Source organism: Streptosporangium amethystogenes (genome assembly GCF_000721075.1).
Lineage (GTDB): Bacteria > Actinomycetota > Actinomycetes > Streptosporangiales > Streptosporangiaceae > Streptosporangium > Streptosporangium amethystogenes.
Map to the genome: position 1 here is coordinate 68,571 of NZ_JOEQ01000002.1, position 17,550 is coordinate 86,120.

16 protein-coding genes are annotated in these 17,550 nt (G+C 68.1%); 4 read left to right on the plus strand and 12 right to left on the minus strand.

Annotated elements, in window-relative coordinates:
- Positions 1-21: 21 nt before the first annotated feature.
- The 5 genes from pafA to IG98_RS0102105 form a co-directional block, all read right to left on the minus strand.
- Positions 22-1,380, minus strand: a complete 1,359-nt coding sequence (gene pafA, locus IG98_RS0102085) for a Pup--protein ligase (protein ID WP_030904553.1) — start codon at positions 1,378-1,380, stop codon at positions 22-24.
- A gap of 162 nt (positions 1,381-1,542) precedes the next feature.
- A complete protein-coding gene (locus IG98_RS0102090) occupies positions 1,543-2,163 on the minus strand; it encodes a hypothetical protein (protein ID WP_157594110.1) in 621 nt (206 codons plus the stop codon).
- A 124-nt stretch (positions 2,164-2,287) separates the two neighbouring features.
- Positions 2,288-3,100: a proteasome subunit alpha gene (prcA, locus tag IG98_RS0102095; RefSeq protein ID WP_037969199.1), complete on the minus strand. Its 813-nt coding sequence runs from the start codon at positions 3,098-3,100 to the stop codon at positions 2,288-2,290.
- 25 nt (positions 3,101-3,125) lie between these two features.
- Positions 3,126-3,944: a proteasome subunit beta gene (gene prcB, locus IG98_RS0102100; protein WP_030904559.1), complete on the minus strand. Its 819-nt coding sequence runs from the start codon at positions 3,942-3,944 to the stop codon at positions 3,126-3,128.
- Positions 3,945-4,592: 648 nt separating this feature from the next.
- The gene (locus tag IG98_RS0102105; protein WP_030904562.1) at positions 4,593-4,802 is read right to left on the minus strand and encodes a ubiquitin-like protein Pup; all 210 of its coding nucleotides are present in this window, start codon (positions 4,800-4,802) and stop codon (positions 4,593-4,595) included.
- Between the two features lie 328 nt (positions 4,803-5,130).
- Between IG98_RS0102105 and IG98_RS0102110 the strand changes: the two genes are divergently transcribed.
- A complete protein-coding gene (locus IG98_RS0102110; RefSeq protein WP_030904564.1) occupies positions 5,131-5,925 on the plus strand; it encodes a serine/threonine-protein kinase in 795 nt (264 codons plus the stop codon).
- Positions 5,926-6,139: 214 nt separating this feature from the next.
- Positions 6,140-7,027 (plus strand): serine/threonine-protein kinase, encoded by an 888-nt coding sequence (locus IG98_RS0102115; RefSeq protein ID WP_084195079.1) that lies wholly within the window; start codon positions 6,140-6,142, stop codon positions 7,025-7,027.
- Between the two features lie 48 nt (positions 7,028-7,075).
- Here the strand turns inward: IG98_RS0102115 and IG98_RS54570 are convergent, their stop codons facing one another.
- The 5 genes from IG98_RS54570 to IG98_RS0102135 form a co-directional block, all read right to left on the minus strand.
- Positions 7,076-7,318: a zinc ribbon domain-containing protein gene (locus IG98_RS54570; protein WP_342666791.1), complete on the minus strand. Its 243-nt coding sequence runs from the start codon at positions 7,316-7,318 to the stop codon at positions 7,076-7,078.
- 145 nt (positions 7,319-7,463) lie between these two features.
- On the minus strand, positions 7,464-8,978 hold the full coding sequence (dop, locus tag IG98_RS0102120; RefSeq protein ID WP_030904568.1) for a depupylase/deamidase Dop: 1,515 nt from the start codon (positions 8,976-8,978) through the stop codon (positions 7,464-7,466).
- Positions 8,979-9,065: 87 nt separating this feature from the next.
- Positions 9,066-10,223, minus strand: a complete 1,158-nt coding sequence (locus IG98_RS0102125) for an acyltransferase family protein (protein ID WP_030904570.1) — start codon at positions 10,221-10,223, stop codon at positions 9,066-9,068.
- Positions 10,224-10,507: 284 nt separating this feature from the next.
- A complete protein-coding gene (gene arc, locus IG98_RS0102130; protein WP_030904572.1) occupies positions 10,508-12,271 on the minus strand; it encodes a proteasome ATPase in 1,764 nt (587 codons plus the stop codon).
- Between the two features lie 205 nt (positions 12,272-12,476).
- Complete coding sequence (locus IG98_RS0102135) at positions 12,477-13,346, minus strand: tRNA (adenine-N1)-methyltransferase (protein WP_030904574.1); 870 nt, start codon at positions 13,344-13,346, stop codon at positions 12,477-12,479.
- 159 nt (positions 13,347-13,505) lie between these two features.
- Here IG98_RS0102135 and IG98_RS0102140 point away from each other — a divergent pair, with 159 nt between their 5' ends.
- On the plus strand, positions 13,506-14,612 hold the full coding sequence (locus IG98_RS0102140; protein WP_030904576.1) for a GNAT family N-acetyltransferase: 1,107 nt from the start codon (positions 13,506-13,508) through the stop codon (positions 14,610-14,612).
- Between the two features lie 9 nt (positions 14,613-14,621).
- On the opposite strand, the gene IG98_RS0102145 is transcribed toward IG98_RS0102140, so the two are convergent.
- Positions 14,622-15,845 carry an aminotransferase class III-fold pyridoxal phosphate-dependent enzyme gene (locus IG98_RS0102145; RefSeq protein WP_030904578.1) on the minus strand — a complete coding sequence of 408 codons (1,224 nt, stop codon included), beginning with the start codon at positions 15,843-15,845 and terminating at the stop codon, positions 14,622-14,624.
- Between the two features lie 67 nt (positions 15,846-15,912).
- Positions 15,913-16,827 carry a carbohydrate kinase family protein gene (locus tag IG98_RS0102150; RefSeq protein WP_030904580.1) on the minus strand — a complete coding sequence of 305 codons (915 nt, stop codon included), beginning with the start codon at positions 16,825-16,827 and terminating at the stop codon, positions 15,913-15,915.
- Between the two features lie 84 nt (positions 16,828-16,911).
- Here IG98_RS0102150 and IG98_RS0102155 point away from each other — a divergent pair, with 84 nt between their 5' ends.
- Positions 16,912-17,511 (plus strand): TetR/AcrR family transcriptional regulator, encoded by a 600-nt coding sequence (locus IG98_RS0102155; RefSeq protein ID WP_030904582.1) that lies wholly within the window; start codon positions 16,912-16,914, stop codon positions 17,509-17,511.
- The last annotated feature ends 39 nt before the right edge of the window (positions 17,512-17,550 follow it).

The following is a 17,550-nucleotide window of genomic DNA, read 5'->3' on the forward strand; positions in this document are numbered from 1 at the left end:
GAGCTTGCCGAAGCGTGACCATCACATTCCGGCGATGAGCTTGTCCACCCTCTCGTCGACACTGCGGAAGGGATCCTTGCACAGCACCGTGCGCTGTGCCTGGTCATTGAGTTTCAGGTGCACCCAGTCGACCGTGAAGTCACGGCGCTTCTCCTGCGCCTTACGGATGAACTCCCCGCGCAGCCGGGCGCGGGTGGTCTGCGGCGGCACCGACTTGGCCTCGAAGATCTTCAGATCGGAGGCCACCCGCTCCACCGCGCCACGCTTCTGTAGCAGGTAGAACAGGCCGCGGCGGCGGTGCACGTCGTGGTAGGCGAGGTCGAGCTGGGCGACCCGGGGGCTCGACAGCGGCAGGTCGTACTTCTTGCGGTAACGCTCGATCAGCTGGTATTTGGTCACCCAGTCGATCTCGCGGGCCACCTTGTCGAGGTTGCCGGTCTCGACCGCGTTGAGCGTGCGCTCCCACAGTTCCAGCACCCGGTGGCTGATCTCGTCGCCGCCACGGCGGTCGACGAAGTCACGGGCCTTGGAGAGGTACTCCTCCTGTATCTCCAGCGAGGACGCCTCCCTGCCGTTGGCCAGCCGGACCCGCCGCCGCCCGGTCATGTCGTGGGAGACCTCCCGGATGGCCCTGATCGGATTCTCCAGGGACAGGTCACGCATCACGGTGCCCGCCTCGATCATGCGCAGCACCAGGTCGGTGGCACCGACCTTGAGCAGCATGGTCGTCTCGCTCATGTTGGAGTCGCCGACGATGACGTGCAGGCGGCGGAACCGCTCGGCGTCGGCGTGCGGCTCGTCACGGGTGTTGATGATCGGGCGTGACCTGGTGGTGGCGCTGGAGACGCCCTCCCAGATGTGCTCGGCCCGCTGGGAGACGCAGTAGACCGCCCCACGCGGGGTCTGCAGCACCTTGCCGGCCCCGCAGATGATCTGCCGGGTGACCAGGAACGGGATCAGCACGTCGGCCAGGCGGCCGAACTCGCCGTGCCGGCCCACCAGGTAGTTCTCGTGGCAGCCGTACGAGTTTCCCGCGGAGTCGGTGTTGTTCTTGAACAGGTAGATGTCGCCGGCGATGCCCTCCTCGCGAAGGCGCTTCTCGGCGTCGACGAGGAGGCCCTCCAGGATGCGCTCGCCCGCCTTGTCGTGGGTGACGAGCTCCACGACGTTGTCACACTCGGGGGTGGCGTACTCGGGGTGGCTGCCCACGTCGAGATACAGGCGTGCCCCGTTGCGGAGGAAGACGTTGCTCGATCGGCCCCAGGAGACGACACGGCGGAATAGATAACGCGCTACCTCGTCGGGTGACAGCCGCCGCTGCCCCCTGAATGTGCAGGTGACGCCGTACTCGTTCTCAAGCCCGAAGATGCGACGATCCATTGCCTCACACTATTCGCCGAACCCCTCTCGTGGGAGGGATCATGGGGTTTTCGGTCGTACGGCTTATGCCCCGGGCTGTGAGCGGCTAAGCGCGGACGCGTCTCGCACCCGGATCATCGCCGGGTGCGAGCGATGCGCGGGCATCGGGCCCAGTGGGCCGGATCAGCCGCCGCCCTGCCAGAAGATCTCGACAACCTTGGTGATCCTGCCGTTCTCCGTGGTGATCAGGGCCGGCCGGTAGAGGCCCTCCACCCCGGCCAGGGACGCCGCCTCCTTGACGTTGTCGATCAACCTCTGGCGGGTGCACCTCTCGGTGCCGAGGTTGGTGGCCTTGTCGTAGGTCTGCGACGAGCCGTCGCAGCCACTGTCCGCGAGGAACAGCACGTCCTCGGCGATGGGTGCCGCGTAGCGGGTCACGTCGCCTTCCTCGGGGCCGTCGAAGTGGCCGTCCTCGCCGCCGCTCTGGGTGAAGCGGATCGGCCGGTACTCGGCCACGCCGCCCTCGTCCACGTCGGTGAGCCAGCCGCGCAGGACACCCTCGAAGGGGGGCGGGCCACCCTTGCTCCAGTCGTGCTCGGGAGCGGTCTGGAACTCGGTGCCGAAAAGCTCGGGGGTGACTGCGAGGCTGGAGGTGGCGGGGGCGGCCGCCCGCGGCGAGGAGGCGGGTGCCGGCGTCCCGCCACAGCCGGACGTCAGCACCATGGCCGCGAGCAGTGCGAGCGCGGCGGGACCGGCAAAGGGGAAAGCGAGCCTGGTCCAGGCTCGGGGGGTGGCGTTTCTCACACAGACTGTGACCATCGGTGAGCGGGTTCGGTTGTCAGGAGAAGAGGTGATCCAGGACACACCGAGAGCGCCGCCCCGGGCAGGGCGGCGCTCTCGGTGTCTCATGGTCGATCGTCGGGCCCGGTCAGCCGTTCGCCCCGGTGTCGATGTCGCCGTCGGGCGCGGTCGGCGGGGCACCGGGCGTCTCGGGCGCGGAAAGGGGACTCTCCGGCTGGGCGGGTTGAGCGGGTTGGGTGGCCGCTTCGGCCGCGGGGGCCCCGTCGGAAAGCAGGCGCTCCAGCCTCGGGCCGCTGAGCCGCAGGAACTTGCGGTGCGGCCGGTTCCGGTCCAGGACCGCGACCTCCAGCTGGCTCGCGGGGAAGCGTTCGCCGCCCGGCTCGGTCAGGGCGAACAGCGCCGCCTCCAGGGCCTCGGCCAGCGACAGGCCGTCGCGGTAGTGCTCCTTGAGCCGGCCGGCCACCGCCTCGGCCTGGCCGCCCATGGCAACCAGACCCGCCTCGTCGAAGACCGAGCCGTCGAAGGTCAGCCGGTAGATGTGGTCCTCGTCGGAGGAGTCGCCGACCTCGGCGACCACGATCTCCACCTCGAACGGCTTCAGCGACTCGGTGAAGATCTGGCCGAGATTCTGCGCGTAGAGGTTGGCCAGGCCGCGGGCGGTGACGTCGTCACGGGCGTAGGTGTAGCCGTTGATGTCGGCGTAGCGGATGCCGCCGAGGCGCAGCGCCTCGAACTCGTTGTAACGGCCCACCGCGGCGAAGCCGATCTTGTCGTAGATCTCGCTGATCTTATGCAGGGCGCGGGACGGGTTGGGCGCGACGAACAGGATGCCGTCCTCGTACTGCAGGACGACGACACTACGGCCCCGCGCGATCCCCTTGCGCGCGTAGTCCGCCTTGTCTCGCATCTGCTGCTCGGGCGAGACATATCCAAAAGGCATGGACACCTGGGGTGATCCTCTCGTGTTAGCGCAGCGGGGCGATGGGGCCGTCGGGGAAGTTCGTTCTGGAATCGATCACGGTCCGGACGAACTCCCCCACCTCCTCGTCGGGGAGTCGGTGGTATCCGTCGGCGGTGATCACCGCGACGACGGGCCAGATCTTGCGGATCACATCGGGGCCGCCGGTCGCCGAGTCGTCGTCGGCCGCGTCGTAGAGGGCGTGAATCAGCGTCAGCACGGTGTCCTCGGGTGAGGCGCCCTCGCGGTAGAGCTTCTTCAGCGCGCCCCGCGCGAAGATCGAGCCGGACCCGATCGCGTGGTGCTGGCGCTGCTCGTAGGGGCCACCGCCCACGTCGTAGCTGAAGATCCGGCCGCCGTCGACATCGGGGTCGTAGGCGGCGAAGAGCGGCACGACCGCAAGCCCCTGCATCGCCATCGGCAGGTTGCCGCGGATCATCGTGGCGAGCCGGTTGGCCTTACCCTCCACCGAGAGTGTGCGGCCCTCCCGCTTCTCGTAGTGCTCGAGTTCCACCCGGTAGAGGCGGGCCATCTCGATACCGGCGCTCGCCGCCCCCGCGATGCCCATGCCCGAGTAGTCGTCCGTGCGGAACACCTTCTCCATGTCACGCTGGGAGATGATGTTTCCCGAGGTCGCCCGGCGGTCTCCCGCGATCACCACGCCACCCGCGCATATCGCCGCGACGATCGTGGTGGCATGCGGGATCTGGTCACCCACCGGGGTCGCCAGAGTCTCGTTACGACCAGGCAACAAGTCCGGCGAATGGGACCTGACGAACTCGGTGAACGAGGAGCTCCCGGTGTCGGTAAAGATATGGTTCACCATGCCGGCGGGCAGGTCCCTGTGCGATCCCACGCGACTCCCTCCAAAGGTGCGGTCCTTTAAGGCCCGACCTTACTCATCTTGCCGTCCTGCTTGCACTTCCCTGGATCAGCTCAGCGCGAACCCACCTCCGCCGGGCTTTTGAATCTTTACGGGCGACTACATCCGTGTAGTGGCCGAGTCGTCGCGACATGCCGGACCACTGGCTTGCCCCCGGGCGCGGGCGAGCGCACCTTGGTGTCGACGCCAGGCGCGAGCCGCACGGCCTGCCCCCGGGCGCGCGGGCGGGCGGGCCGAAGACCCACCCGGTGCCCGGGCCCCCTCCTCCCGCCGCTCCGCTCTTCCGCCCGGTGGATCGAGCGGAAGCCGACTCACTCGGCGAACATCCGACCGACGTCGGCCTCGATGACGTCTCTCGGTAGTGCCATGGCTCGGTTTCGGCCGGTAGCCGCGCTCGCCGCCGTGGTTCTTGACTTCGCCGGCCCTCTTTCATCCAGCTGCGACAGGGCCTGCGGTGAGAAGTCAGTCCATCTGGTCGTGCTCGGTCACGGTTGAATTCGGCCTACGGCCTGGTCGCCTGGTATCTCCGACGATATTCGCGGCCGGTGGAACCCTCCGGCCGCTCCCTGCCGGCTTTTCCCGCTCGGCCCCCTACTCCCCGCCCTTTTGCACGTAACTCCGAACGAATTCCTCCGCGTTCTCCTCAAGAACCTCGTCGATCTCGTCGAGGATCGCGTCGACGTCGTCGGAGAGCTTCTCGTGACGCTCCTGGACGTCGGAGGTCTCCGCCGCGGCGGTCTCCTCGACTTCCTTGTCGGTCCGGCCGGTCTGCTTCTGGCCGCCGGTGTCCTTACTTGCCATCTGTGGCACCTCCGCTTGGGGGACGCATCTGACTCATATCTTCCCCGAACCGGACGACATTGCGCGCGGATCGTCCCGCGATCTTTACGGGAGCTCCCCTGCTCCGTCCCGGGGTACCTCCCGTCAGGAAACCTCCCCAGAGGCTCCGCGGCAAATCCCCTCGGCCCCGTTCTCCTGGACGAGATGCCGTCGCACTCGGGCAGGCCGCCGCCCTGATCGGCCCTGTGTGACCACCATCACTAGCGAATCCGGGCTTATCCGGCGCTCACGGGAAGGTGGGGAACGTTCCAGGTAGGCCTATCGAATCGAAAACTGCGATCATTGAGGGGTGAGCACCATCATCGCGCGCAGGTACAAGCTCGTCTCCCGCGTCGGCCAGGGGGCGACCGGCGTCGTCTGGCGCGCATACGACCTGCTTCTGGAGCGAGAGGTGGCCCTCAAGGAGATACCCCTGCCACCTGGACCCGCCGCGGCCGAGCAGCGGCGGCGGGTGGTCCGGGAGGCGCGGATGGCGGCACGGCTGAGCCACCGCGGCATCGTGACGGTGCACAACCTGACCGAGGAGGCCGAGCGCCTCTGGATCGTCATGGAGTTCCTGGAGGCCCTCACACTGCACGACACGCTCGTGCAGGCGGGCCCGCTCCCGGTAGACCTGGTGGCGGCGATGGGGTGCCGCCTGCTGGACGCGCTGCGGCACGCGCATGACGGCGGAGTGATCCACCGCGACATCAAGCCGGCCAACATCATGCTGACCGGTGATCGGGTGGTCCTGGCCGACTTCGGGTTCGCGGCGCCGGAGGGTGCGGCGACGACATCGATGCGGGGCACGCCGGCCTTCATCGCGCCGGAGGCGTTGCAGGGCAGGGGCGGCACCCGCGAGGCGGACATGTGGTCGTTCGGCGCGACGCTCTACATGGCGGTGGAGGGCAGAACCCCGTTCCGTACGGTGAACTCGATGGCGTCCCTGGTGGCGGCGCTGCGAGAGCCGCCGCGCGCGCCGAAGCGGGCGGGCGCCCTGGAACCGGTGCTGCGAGGGTTGCTGCGCAAGGATCCACGGGCTCGGCTGAGCGCCGAGCGGACGTCGAAGATGCTGGAGGACGTGCGCTGTTTCAGCGCGGCCTGATGTGTTTCCCGGTGTTTTTCCGGTGTACTCACCGACTTCTGGGCAGTTTTTCTGAATACAGAATAGGGATTTAAGGGCGCGAAACAAAATTCCATCATGCCTGCGCAACTAAATTGTTACACATAATTACCATAAGTAACCACATAGTGCACCGTTCCAGGGTGAAAATATGAATCAGCTGAGGGGCCCGGCTTCTATGTGCAACAGGTGATTCATGGGAACAGGCGCAGAAAAGGCACGCCCACTGGGTGATCGTTATCATCTGACCTCGCCGATCGGACAGGACGGCATGGGCACTGTGTGGCGTGCCCATGATTCCCTGCTCAGGCGGAATGTGGCGATCAAGGAGATCCAGCCGCGGTTCGGCGAATACGGGGCGGACATGCGCGACGCGCGGCGGCGAGCCCTGCGTGAGGCGCGCTCGGCCGGGCGGCTGAACCATCCGGCGGTGATCTCCGTGCACGACCTGCTTGAGGAGGACGGGCGGCTCTGGATCGTCATGGAGTTGCTGGAGGCCCTCACACTCAAGGAGACGGTGCGGCACATGGGCCACCTGCCGATCCACTGGGTGGCGTGGATCGGCTTCCAGTTGCTGGGCGGGCTGCGCCACGCGCACGGGGCCGGCGTCCTGCACCGGTCCATCAACCCGCGCAACATCCTGCTGACCGGCGACCGGGTGGTGCTGGCCGACTTCGGAATCGCGGCGCTGCACCGCGACTCGGGCACCTCCACGACCCTGCCGCTCACCCATGCTCCCGCCTTCATCGCGCCGGAACGACTACGGGGCGGCTCACCGACCCCGGCGGGCGACCTGTGGTCGTTCGGGGCGAGCCTGTACTTCGCGGTGGAGGGCCGGCCGCCGCGCTCCGGTCACCGCGCGCCGACGCCCCGGGGCCCGGCCGCCGACAGGAACCCGGAGACGATGGTAAGGGCGGGAACGCTGCGTCCCGTTCTGGAAGGGCTGCTCCGGCGCGACCCGGCGGCTCGCATCAGCATAGGCCAGGCAGGTCGCATGCTCTCGGCGGTCCTGCACGCGGAGGGCGTGGCCCTGGCCCGGCCGCGACTGCCCGCGGCCCGGCTGCCACCGGACGCCCACGCTTGACGTGCTCTCCGGGCTGAGGCCCGGGAATTCCGCCTGTGCCGCACACGCTCATGCGGCGCTTCGGTGGTTTCCTGCCTCATCGGCCTGTGCCACCGCGAGCGGTGGTCCTACCTGGCCTCCACAGGCGTTTAACGTCTCCGCCTCCCGCCGCGCCATGGCGACAGGTTTCCGTCCAGCGGCGACGATGTGCTTCCCTTCGGTCGGCACATTACGTGCGGCATTGACGTCCCGGTCGTGGACGACACCACATGAACACATCCACCCGCGGTAATTCGGTAGCACCTCGCGCACGCTTTCGGTCAGACGGGCAGGCCGTGCGGCACCTATCGATCACCGTCGGGCCGGACGGCCGCTTCCGCATGGACCTCGTGTGGCAGGTAAGGACAACCTGAATCGAGAGGGAGGCCGCCGGGAGCCTCCCCCTCGGGAAGCGTCACTACTCACCGGTCAGCGCCGTCACCAGCTCCGCGGCGGTACGGCAGCGGTCGAACAGCTCGCCCACGTGGGCCTTGGTACCGCGCAACGGCTCAAGGGTGGGGACACGCTGCAGCGACTCGCGGCCGGGGATGTCGAAGATGACCGAATCCCAGGAGGCCGCGGCCACCGACTCGCTGTACTGGCTCAGGCAGCGGCCTCGGAAGTAGGCGCGGGTGTCGTTGGGCGGCACCTCGACAGCCCTCTGCACCTCTTCCTCGGTGACCAGGCGCTGCATGCGCCCCCGGGCGACCAGCCGGTTGTAGAGACCTCGGTCGGGGCGGATGTCGGAGTACTGAAGGTCGACGAGTTGCAGGCGCGGATGCGACCAGGAAAGGCCGTCGCGGGTGCGATAGCCCTCCAGGAGCTCCAGCTTGGCCACCCAGTCAAGCTCCCTGGACAGCTGCATCGGGTCATCCGCCAGGCGGGTGAGAACCGACTCCCAGCGCTCCAGGACGTCCTTGGTGGGCTCGTCCATGCCGTTGACGCTGCGTTCCTCGGCATACTTACGCGCGAGTTCCAGGTATTCCATCTGGAGCTGCACCGCCGTCAGCTTGCGGCCGTCGCGCATGGAGATCTCGTACTTGAGCGTCGGGTCGTGCGACACCGCGCGCAGCGCCTGGACCGGGTTGTCCACGGTGAGGTCACGGGTGAAGTAACCGTCCTCGATCATGGCCAGGACGAGCGCGGTGGATCCCAGTTTCAGGTAGGTCGAGATCTCCGACATGTTGGCGTCACCGATGATGACGTGCAGGCGGCGGTACTTCTCCGGGTCGGCGTGCGGCTCGTCCCGGGTGTTGATGATCGGCCGCTTGAGCGTCGTCTCCAGGCCCACCTCGACCTCGAAGAAGTCGGCCCGCTGGCTGATCTGGAAGCCCTCGCCCCGGGAGTCCTGGCCGATGCCGACCTTGCCCGCGCCGGTGACGACCTGCCGGGAGACGAAGAACGGCGTCAGGTGCCTGACGATGTCAGCGAACGAGGTCGCCCGGCGCATGAGGTAGTTCTCGTGGCAGCCGTAGGAGGCGCCCTTGTTGTCGGTGTTGTTCTTGTAAAGCTGGATCGGGGCGTTGGCCGGCATCGCCGAGGCGCGAACCGCCGCGTCGTGCATCACCCGCTCGCCTGCCTTGTCCCAGAGCACCGCCGCCCGAGGGTTGGTGCACTCGGGAGTGGAGTATTCGGGGTGGGCATGGTCCACGTACAACCGGGCCCCGTTGGTGAGGATCACGTTCGCCAGGCCGAGGTCCTCGTCGGTCAGCTGGCTCTGGTCGGCCACCTCCCGCGCGAGGTCGAACCCTCGCGCGTCGCGCAACGGATTCTCCTCCTCGAAGTCCCACCGCGCGCGCCGCGCTCTGGCCGCCGAGGCCGCCAGATAGGCGTTCACGACCTGAGAGGAGGTCACCATCGCGTTGGCCCCCGGCTGTCCGGGCACGGAGATGCCGTACTCGGTCTCGATGCCCATCACCCGCCGTACCGTCATGCGCACCCTCTGTTCATCAGGGACTGTTTCTCTCCGAGGTATCTATTCCCGACCCTAGACCCTTCACTATGCCCGGTGGTCGGACAGTTATGGCACCGAAGCCTTTTCGCCCGTTGCGAGAGGGATCGAGGAGAACCCGGGAGGCTGTGCGGGCGACGCCTGCGCGGCCTTCCCGCGCCTCCTCGACTTGACGAACTCTTGGAGGGGACGCTCGGCCACCCGGTACACCAGGTAGGAGAACGCCATCGCGGCCAGCACGGTGACCAGAGCGGTCAGCGGCGGCGGCAGCGTGTCCCGCAGGGCCGGGACGATCAGGACGGCGGCCGCGGTGTGGAAGAGGTAGAGCGGGTAGGTGAGCGCGCCCAGGACCACCAGGCCGCGCCAGCGCAGCCGGCGCAGCCAGCCGAGCGCCACCATCGCCATGAGTACGTAGAAGCCGACCACCGTGGCGACGACGGCCCAGTCGGGCACGGGCATCGCGGCGTAACCGACCTTCTCCACCCGCCCGGCCACCCGATCGAGCGCCGCGCTGACGGCCAGGCCGCCACTGATCCCGGCCAGACACCACAGGACCAGCCTGGGACCGAATCTGGTCATCAGGAAGAACGCCATGCCACCGACGAAGTAGGCCGCGTACTTGGGCATGATCACGAGTTCGACCCACGCCTCATCGCTTCCCGCGAAGAAACCCGCGGCCAGGAGCCAGACGCCCATGAAGGCCAGGCAGCGGTTGAGCGTGACCCCGGTGATCACCAGGATCGAGATCAGCACGTAGAAGCGGAGCTCCACCCAGAGCGACCAGTAGACACCGTTGGCGTCATAGACGCCGAAGGCCCGCTGAAGCATGGTGAGGTTGACCCCGTACTCGCCGAGGCTGAGTTTGGGGTCCAGGGCCGTGGCCGCGGTCAGCCCGTAGACCGCGGCGGTGACCACCACGCTGACCCAGTAGGCGGGAAAGAGCCGCACCAGCCGAGAGAGGGCGAACGCCCCCAGGCCCCGGCCCCAGATGCTCATCAGGATCACGAAGCCACTGATCATGAAGAACAGCTCGACGCCGAGGATGCCGAGTCCGGAGATCGTGGAGATCGCCGGGAACAACGTGGCGGGACGGTCGCCCCACACCGAGGCGAAGGCGATGAAGTAGTGGAAGGCGAGCACCGCCATGGCGGCGGTGAAGCGCAGGAGGTCGAGTTCGGCGAGGCGGCCGCTTCCCCCAAGCGCCTCGCGAGACCCCGTGCCGGTCACCTGACGGCCGGGCCGGAATGTTCACGCACGCCACTTGGACGGCGCTTCGATCATTCGGGTTCCCTGTGACGGCTGTTGATTTCCAGTCACTTTTGGGACGGATGTGACCGGAGATACGGGTGGCGGCGGGTCCGCACCAGCCGAGTATGAGTAACAAGCACTCAAAAAAGCGACAAAATTCTTTCAACGCCGCGAAACATCGCAAAACTAGACAAAAATCTGGCGAGATGCCAACGGCGCGACCCCCGGGGAGGCCGCGCCGTCGATCGGCACGCGTGCCGCTGTTACAGGTACTGACCGGTGTTGGCCACCGTGTCGATGGAACGCCCGGCCTCGGTGCCCTGCTTGCCCGTCACGAGGGTGCGGATGTAGACGATCCGCTCGCCCTTCTTGCCGGAGATACGGGCCCAGTCGTCGGGGTTGGTGGTGTTGGGCAGGTCCTCGTTCTCGGAGAACTCGTCCACGCAGGCCGCCAGCAGGTGCTGGATCCGCAGACCTTTCTGCCCGGTCTCCAGGAACTGCTTGATCGCCATCTTCTTGCCGCGGTCGACGATGTTCTGGATCATCGCACCGGAGTTGAAGTCCTTGAAGTACAGGACCTCCTTGTCCCCGTTGGCGTAGGTCACCTCAAGGAAGCGGTTCTCCTCGCTCTCGGTGTACATCCGCTCGACGACTCGCTGGATCATCCCGAAGATGGTCTCCTGCCGGTTCCCGCCGTGCTCGGAGAGGTCCTCGGAGTGGAGTGGGAGCTCCGCGATGAGGTACTTCGAGAAGATGTCCCTGGCCGCCTCGGCGTCCGGCCGCTCGATCTTGATCTTGACGTCCAGGCGGCCGGGCCGCAGGATCGCCGGGTCGATCATGTCCTCGCGGTTGGAGGCGCCGATCACGATGACGTTCTCCAGGCCCTCGACGCCGTCGATCTCCGACAGGAGCTGGGGGACGATGGTGTTCTCGACGTCGGAGGAGACACCCGAGCCTCGGGTCCGGAAGATCGAGTCCATCTCGTCGAAGAACACGATCACCGGAGTGCCCTCGGAGGCCTTCTCGCGAGCCCGCTGGAAGACCAGGCGGATGTGCCGCTCGGTCTCGCCGACGTACTTGTTGAGAAGCTCGGGACCCTTGATGTTGAGGAAGAAGCTCTTGCCGGACTGGCCGGTCTTCTCCGCGACCTGCTTGGCCAGGGAGTTGGCGACGGCCTTGGCGATGAGCGTCTTGCCACAGCCGGGTGGTCCGTAGAGCAGGACGCCCTTGGGCGGGCGGAGCTTGTGCTCGCGGAAGAGGTCGGCGTGCAGGTACGGGAGCTCGATGGCGTCCCGGATCTGCTCGATCTGCCGCATCAGCCCGCCGATCTCCTCGTAGGAGATGTCGGGCACCTCCTCCAGGACGAGCTCCTCGACCTCGGACTTGGGGATGCGCTCGTAGACGTAGCCGGAACGGGGTTCGAGCAACAGGGAGTCGCCTGCCCGGATCGGCTGGCCCACCAGCGACTCGGCGAGCTTCACCACCCGCTCCTCGTCGGCATGCGAGATCACCAAGGCGCGCTGGCCGTCCTCAAGGAGCTCCTTGAGCATCACGATCTCGCCAAGCTCCTCGAAACCGAGGGCCTCGACCACGTTGAGCGCCTCGTTGAGCATGACCTCCTGGCCACGCTTCAGCGAGTCGACGTCCACCGCCGGACTGACGTTCACTCTGAGTTTGCGGCCACCGGTGAAAACCTCCACCGTGCCGTCTTCTCTGGTTTCGAGGAACACGCCGAACCCGGATGGCGGCTGCGCCAACCGGTCTACTTCCTCCTTCAAGGCGACGATCTGGTCTCTGGCCTCCTTGAGGGTGGCCACCAGACGCTCGTTCTGGCCGGTTACGGCCGCGAGGTTCGCCTGCAAGTCATGGAGACGCTCTTCAAGGATCCTGGCCTGCCGGGGAGACTCCGTCAGCTTCCGACGCAACACGGTGATCTCCTCCTGCAGGAAGGAGACCTGTGTTGTGAGGTCAGCGACCTCCCGTTCGCGCTGCGCGGCTCGAGCCTCAGCGTCGTCGCGAGCTGCCACGGCGTCACCTCCTTCCCAGTCGAGACCGACTACTCAAAACCCTACCCATCTAAGGGCTGTCCCTTACCTGGCTGAGCAGTGTTCGTATGACTACATTAAGTGCGTGATGATTAATCCCTTTTGGCGCTTTTAGTACTAGAAGCATAAGAACACGAAGGTCCGCTCCCGTGTCACTCCTTCACGGACCGTCGTGGCCGAATCGTCATCATGTGGCGGAAGACGTGGAGTCCTCACCCTGTGCACCCTTCGCCGGACGTCTACGTCGAGGTGGTGGCGTCACCCCGTCGGCCATGCGACGGGCCGTGACCAGAAAGCCGGTGTGGCCGACCATCCTGTGGTCGGGCCGCACAGCCAGCCCCTCGACATGCCAGTCACGAACCAGGGTCTCCCACGCATGGGGCTCGGTGAAACTCCCGTGCTCCCGGAGAGTTTCGACCGTACGCGACAGCTGGGTTGTGGTCGCGACATAACAGCAGATCACACCGCCAGGGGTGAGAGCCTTGGCTGCGGCGTCCACACATTCCCACGGGGCGAGCATGTCGAGGATGATCCGGTCGACGTCACTCTCGTCGAGGTCCGCGACAAAGTCGCCGACCACCAGGCGCCACTGCGACATCGGGCCGCCGTAGAACTTCTCCACGTTCTTGGTGGCGATCTCGGCGAAGTCCTGGCGCCGTTCGTAGGAGGTGACGGTGCCCTCGGAGCCCACCGCGCGCAGCAGGAAGCAGGTGAGCGCGCCGGAGCCGACCCCCGCCTCCACCACCCGGGCACCCGGGAAGATGTCGGCCATGGCCACGATCTGCGCCGAGTCCTTGGGGTAGATGACCGCCGCGCCGCGCGGCATGGAGAGCGTGTAGTCCTGGAGCAGGTGCCTGAACGCCAGATACTGGGTGCCCCCGGACGAACGCACCACCGAGCCCTCGGGCTGGCCGATCAGCTCACTGTGCGGGATCCCGCCCTTGTGCGTGTGGAACACGCCGTCTTCCTTCAACGTCACCGTGTGACGCTTGTTCTTGGGGTCGGTGAGCTGAACCTGATCCCCGGCCTGAAACGGCCCATGCCTGCGAAAACCCATGACCGCAAGGTTAACGGCGCGCGACCGCGGCCGATCCCGCCTCGGCCTGGGAGCCGCGGCCGGGCAGCGGGAAACGGACACCGCTGTCCGGAGCGGGCGGACAGCGACGGTCCTCAAAAAAGTTCGCCCCACTACGGGGGAACTGGTAGCTGTTGTCGCATGTTTCCCCAAGATGTGATTCCGGCAGGCTCCGTCGTCCTGAGGCCCCTCACCCTTGCGGACACCGAAGCGATCGTCCGCGCCTGTGCGGACCCGGAGATCGTCCGGTTCCTCCCCCTGGTGCCCGTGCCCTACACCCGAGACGACGCACTCCAGTACCTGGAGATGGCCGAGGAGGACTGGAAGAGCGGAGGAGCCGCGTTCGCCATCGCGGACGCCGAGACGGGCGAGTGGCTGGGCAACATCGGCCTCAAACCCTCCCGCCTGCGGAACACCAACGAGATCGGCTACCTGGTCGCCCCGTGGGCGCGGGGCCGGGGGGTGGCCACGGCCGCCACCGCCGCGCTGGCCGGATGGGGCTTCGGCCACGGGGTGGAACGCGTCGAACTCCTCGCCGACGTGGAGAACCTGGCCAGCCAGCGGGTGGCCCTGGCCGCCGGCTTCCAGCGCGAGGGCGTGCGGCGCGGGGCCGAGCAGCAGCGTGACGGCACCCGCCGCGACCTGGTGTCCTTCGCACGCCTGCGCGGCGACTCCGGCGAGCGCGTGGCGCTGTTCCTGCCGGACTTCCCCGGCGGCTCACTGACCGACGGGGTCGTACGGCTGCGGCCGCTCACCTCCGCCGACGCCGCCGACTATCTGGCGCTGCGCAACCTGCCCGACGTCGTGAGGTACAGCGTCCCGCCCGAGCCAGAAAGCGCCGAGCAGGCCGAGGAGCGGTGCCGCGCGGCGGGCGCGAACCAGCTGGCCGGCTGGGGGCTCGAGGCGGTGATCACGGACGCCGCGACGGGCGCGTTCGCCGGGGAGATCCAGCTCTCCAACGTGACCCCGCCGCTGAGGCAGGCCATGACGGGCTACAGTCTGCTACCGGCGTTCCGCGGCAGGGGCTTCACCACCAGGGCGGTGAATCTGCTGGTCGGCTGGACCTTCGAGCACACCTCCCTGAACCGGATCATCGCGGGCACCTCCCCCGCCAACGTCGCCTCGCAGCGTGTACTGGAGCGCGCGGGCTTCACCCGCGAGGCGCTGCTGCGCGGGTTGCTGCCCGGTCCCGACGGCACCCGCCTGGACGACCTGCAGTGGTGCCGGCTGCGGGACGCCCCACACTAGGGGCCGCGTTCAGTCGGCGCCGAAGTGGGCCCTGAGCCTGGCGTAGGCGGCGTCGGTGCCCTGCAGCGCCCGGTCGATGTCGGCGTCGGTGTGGGCCGCGGACAGGAACCAGTTGTGCCACGGGTGAAGGTAGACGCCCTCCTGCAGGCAGGCCGCCGCCCAGAACATGCCCTTGTCCAGCGTCGCGTCCCCCTCGAAGGAGAGCCAGGGGATCTGCACCGGGCCGGTCTGGTTGACCGTGAAGCCGTGGGAGGCGGCCTGGGCGGCGAGGCCCTCCCGCAGGCGGGTGCCCGCGCGCTCCATCAGGGCTATACCGTCGATGTCGCGCAACGTCTCGATGGTGGCCTTGGCCGCGGCCATCGGAGCGGCGTTGAACCAGAAGGAACCCGTGGAGTAGAGCGTCTGGGCGGGCCCCCGCAGGGCGTCCACACCGGTGACGGCGGCGATCGGGTGACCGTTGGCCATGGCCTTGCTGAAGGCGTACAGATCGGGGCGCACACCCAGGGGTTCCCAGGAGCCGCCCAGGTCGATCCGCCAGCCACCGCGTACGTCGTCGATCACCAGGGCGGCGCCGATCCGGTCGGCCAGTGCCCGCACCCCCCGGGCGAACTCCGCGGCGACGAGTTCCTGGTCCTCGAACGAGTCGTGCTTGAACGGCGTCACGATGATCGCGGCGACGTCGCCCTCCGCCTGCGCCGCGGCGGCCTCGACGCTGGCGAGGTCGTTGTAGGTGAACTCGACCAGGTCCGCGCGCTCGCTGGGAGTGGTCCCCGCCGTACTGGGCGTGCACCACGGGTCGGCCCCGTGGTACGCGCCGTGCGCCATGAGGACCTTGGTCCTGCCGGTGGCGGCGCGGGCCACCATCAGCGCCTGGGTGGTGGCGTCGGTGCCGTTCTTGGAGAACATCACCCAGTCGGCCTGCGGGACGGTGTCCACCAGGAGCTCCGCGAGCTCCACGTAGACGGGGCCGGGGCCGTTGAGGCAGTCGCCCACGGCGAGCTGGGCCGCGACGGCGGCCTCGACCGACGGGTGGCGATGGCCGAGCACGACGGGACCCCAGGAGCACATGAGGTCGACGTACTCGCGCCCGTCGGCGTCCCGCTGGCGGCACCCCTCGCCGCCGACGAAGAACTGCGGGTAGGCGGGGCCGTGCAGGGCCGCGTTGAGGTGGCCGTACATACCGCCGGGGACGACCTTGGCGGCCCGCTCCCTGAGTCTGGCGTCGATGGACATGCGTCGTCCTTTCAGATCTGGATCGGTTCGGGCGGTTCGGTGCCGTGTCCGGCCGCGAGCGGCGGGATCACTTCTCCTCACGTAGTGCGCGCGCCCCGTCCAGGCCGGCATCCGACCCCAGGCCGCCCGCGACGCGAGCGGCCAGCTCGGTGCCGAGCCGTGCGGCGCCGGCCACGTCACGGCCGTCGACCAGGCCGGCGATGAACCCGGCGCAGTAGGCGTCGCCACACCCCGTGGTGTCGACCACCTCGACGTCGAGGGCGGGAACGCGGGTGACGCCCTCCGCCTCGGCGATCAGGCTTCCGTCCGCGCCGAGCGTGACCAGGACCGCCGAGGGCCCCTCCGCCAGCAGGGCCAGCGCGGCCTCCTCCGCACTGCCCGCACCGCTCATCAGCAGTGCCTGCTCCTCGTTGGGCAGGAGGTAGTCGACGTGCGGGAGAAAGCTCCGAACCCCCTGCATGAGGTCCGGCATGTTGGACAGAAGGTCCATTGTGATGATCGTGCCCGCCGCGCGTGCCTCGTCAAGCAGCGCGAAGAAAGCGGGGTCGTACAGACCCCAGGTCACGTCCATGCCCCCCAGGTGCACGACGCGCGCGCCCAGGATCCGCTCGCGGCCGACGTCGGCGACGGCCAGGCCCAGGTTGGCTCCGGGGACGTGGAAGGACGGGCGCCCGCCGTCCGGGCGGATGGGCAGGATCGAGGCGGCGGTCTGCTCTCCCCGCCTGCGGACCACCCCGGTCACATCGACGCCGCGCCGCCCCATCATCATGACGAGCAGATCTCCGAGCTCGTCGTCGCCGACCGCCCCCACCGAGGCCACCGGGACACCGAGCGCGGCCAGGTCGACGGCGGTCGCGGCCGCGGCACCCGCGGCGGTGACCCGGATCTGCTCCAGCAGGTGGGTGTCCTGCCCGGCGGGAATCGACTCCACCGGCCTGGCGAGCACGTCCACGATGTGCACCCCGAGGGCTACGACGGTCATAGCGAGTCCTCCTCATGTCTTCAGCGGATAATAGACGGGCGACCGACTACAATGTCAACGGATTCCGTTCGGGAGGGAACCGAGTTGCCAAAGATCGTCGATCATGGAGAGCGCCGCGAGGAGGTCATCGAGGCCACTCGCCGCATCATCCTGCGCGAGGGCATCGAGGCCGCCACGACCAGGGCGATCGCCAAGGAGGCCGGCTACTCCAACGGCGTGCTGACCCACTACTTCGCCGACAAGGACGACATCATGCTGTCGGCGCTGCGCTCCTCGCACCGGCGCATCGTGGAGCGCCTGCGCGGCAAGCTGGCCGGCCTCACCGGGCTGGCGGCGCTCCGCGAGCTCCTCCTCGACAACCTGCCACTGGACGAGGAGCGCACCCGGGAGAGCGGGCTGGAGGTCGGCTTCTGGAGTCGCAGCATGACCAGCCCGGCGATGCTGGAGGCACAACGCGCCGAGGCCGAGGAACTGCGCTACCTGGTGCGCAGCCTGCTTGGCGCCGCGGTCGCCGGTGGGGAGATCTCCACCACCGAAGACCTCGACGACGTGACCGAGCGGCTACTCGCCCTGGTCGACGGGCTGAGCGTGCACCGCCTGCTCTATCCGGACAGGCTCGGCACCGCACGCCTGGAGCGGGTGCTCAACGCCGAACTGGACCGCCTGCGCCCCACCGACACGTAGCCGCCCGCCCGTGCCCGCCCGGCTCCCGGCACGTACGCT

Excerpts from the sequence above, each read along its gene's own strand:
- IG98_RS0102140 (WP_030904576.1), top strand. The coding sequence starts at position 13,506 with ATGTTTCCCCAAGATGTGATTCCGGCAGGCTCCGTCGTCCTGAGGCCC.
- IG98_RS0102105 (WP_030904562.1), bottom strand. The coding sequence starts at position 4,802 with ATGGCAAGTAAGGACACCGGCGGCCAGAAGCAGACCGGCCGGACCGAC.
- IG98_RS0102150 (WP_030904580.1), bottom strand. The coding sequence starts at position 16,827 with ATGACCGTCGTAGCCCTCGGGGTGCACATCGTGGACGTGCTCGCCAGG.
- IG98_RS0102135 (WP_030904574.1), bottom strand. The coding sequence starts at position 13,346 with ATGGGTTTTCGCAGGCATGGGCCGTTTCAGGCCGGGGATCAGGTTCAG.
- prcB (WP_030904559.1), bottom strand. The coding sequence starts at position 3,944 with ATGGTGAACCATATCTTTACCGACACCGGGAGCTCCTCGTTCACCGAG.
- prcA (WP_037969199.1), bottom strand. The coding sequence starts at position 3,100 with ATGCCTTTTGGATATGTCTCGCCCGAGCAGCAGATGCGAGACAAGGCG.
- IG98_RS0102115 (WP_084195079.1), top strand. The coding sequence starts at position 6,140 with ATGGGAACAGGCGCAGAAAAGGCACGCCCACTGGGTGATCGTTATCAT.
- IG98_RS0102145 (WP_030904578.1), bottom strand. The coding sequence starts at position 15,845 with ATGTCCATCGACGCCAGACTCAGGGAGCGGGCCGCCAAGGTCGTCCCC.
- dop (WP_030904568.1), bottom strand. The coding sequence starts at position 8,978 with ATGACGGTACGGCGGGTGATGGGCATCGAGACCGAGTACGGCATCTCC.
- pafA (WP_030904553.1), bottom strand. The coding sequence starts at position 1,380 with ATGGATCGTCGCATCTTCGGGCTTGAGAACGAGTACGGCGTCACCTGC.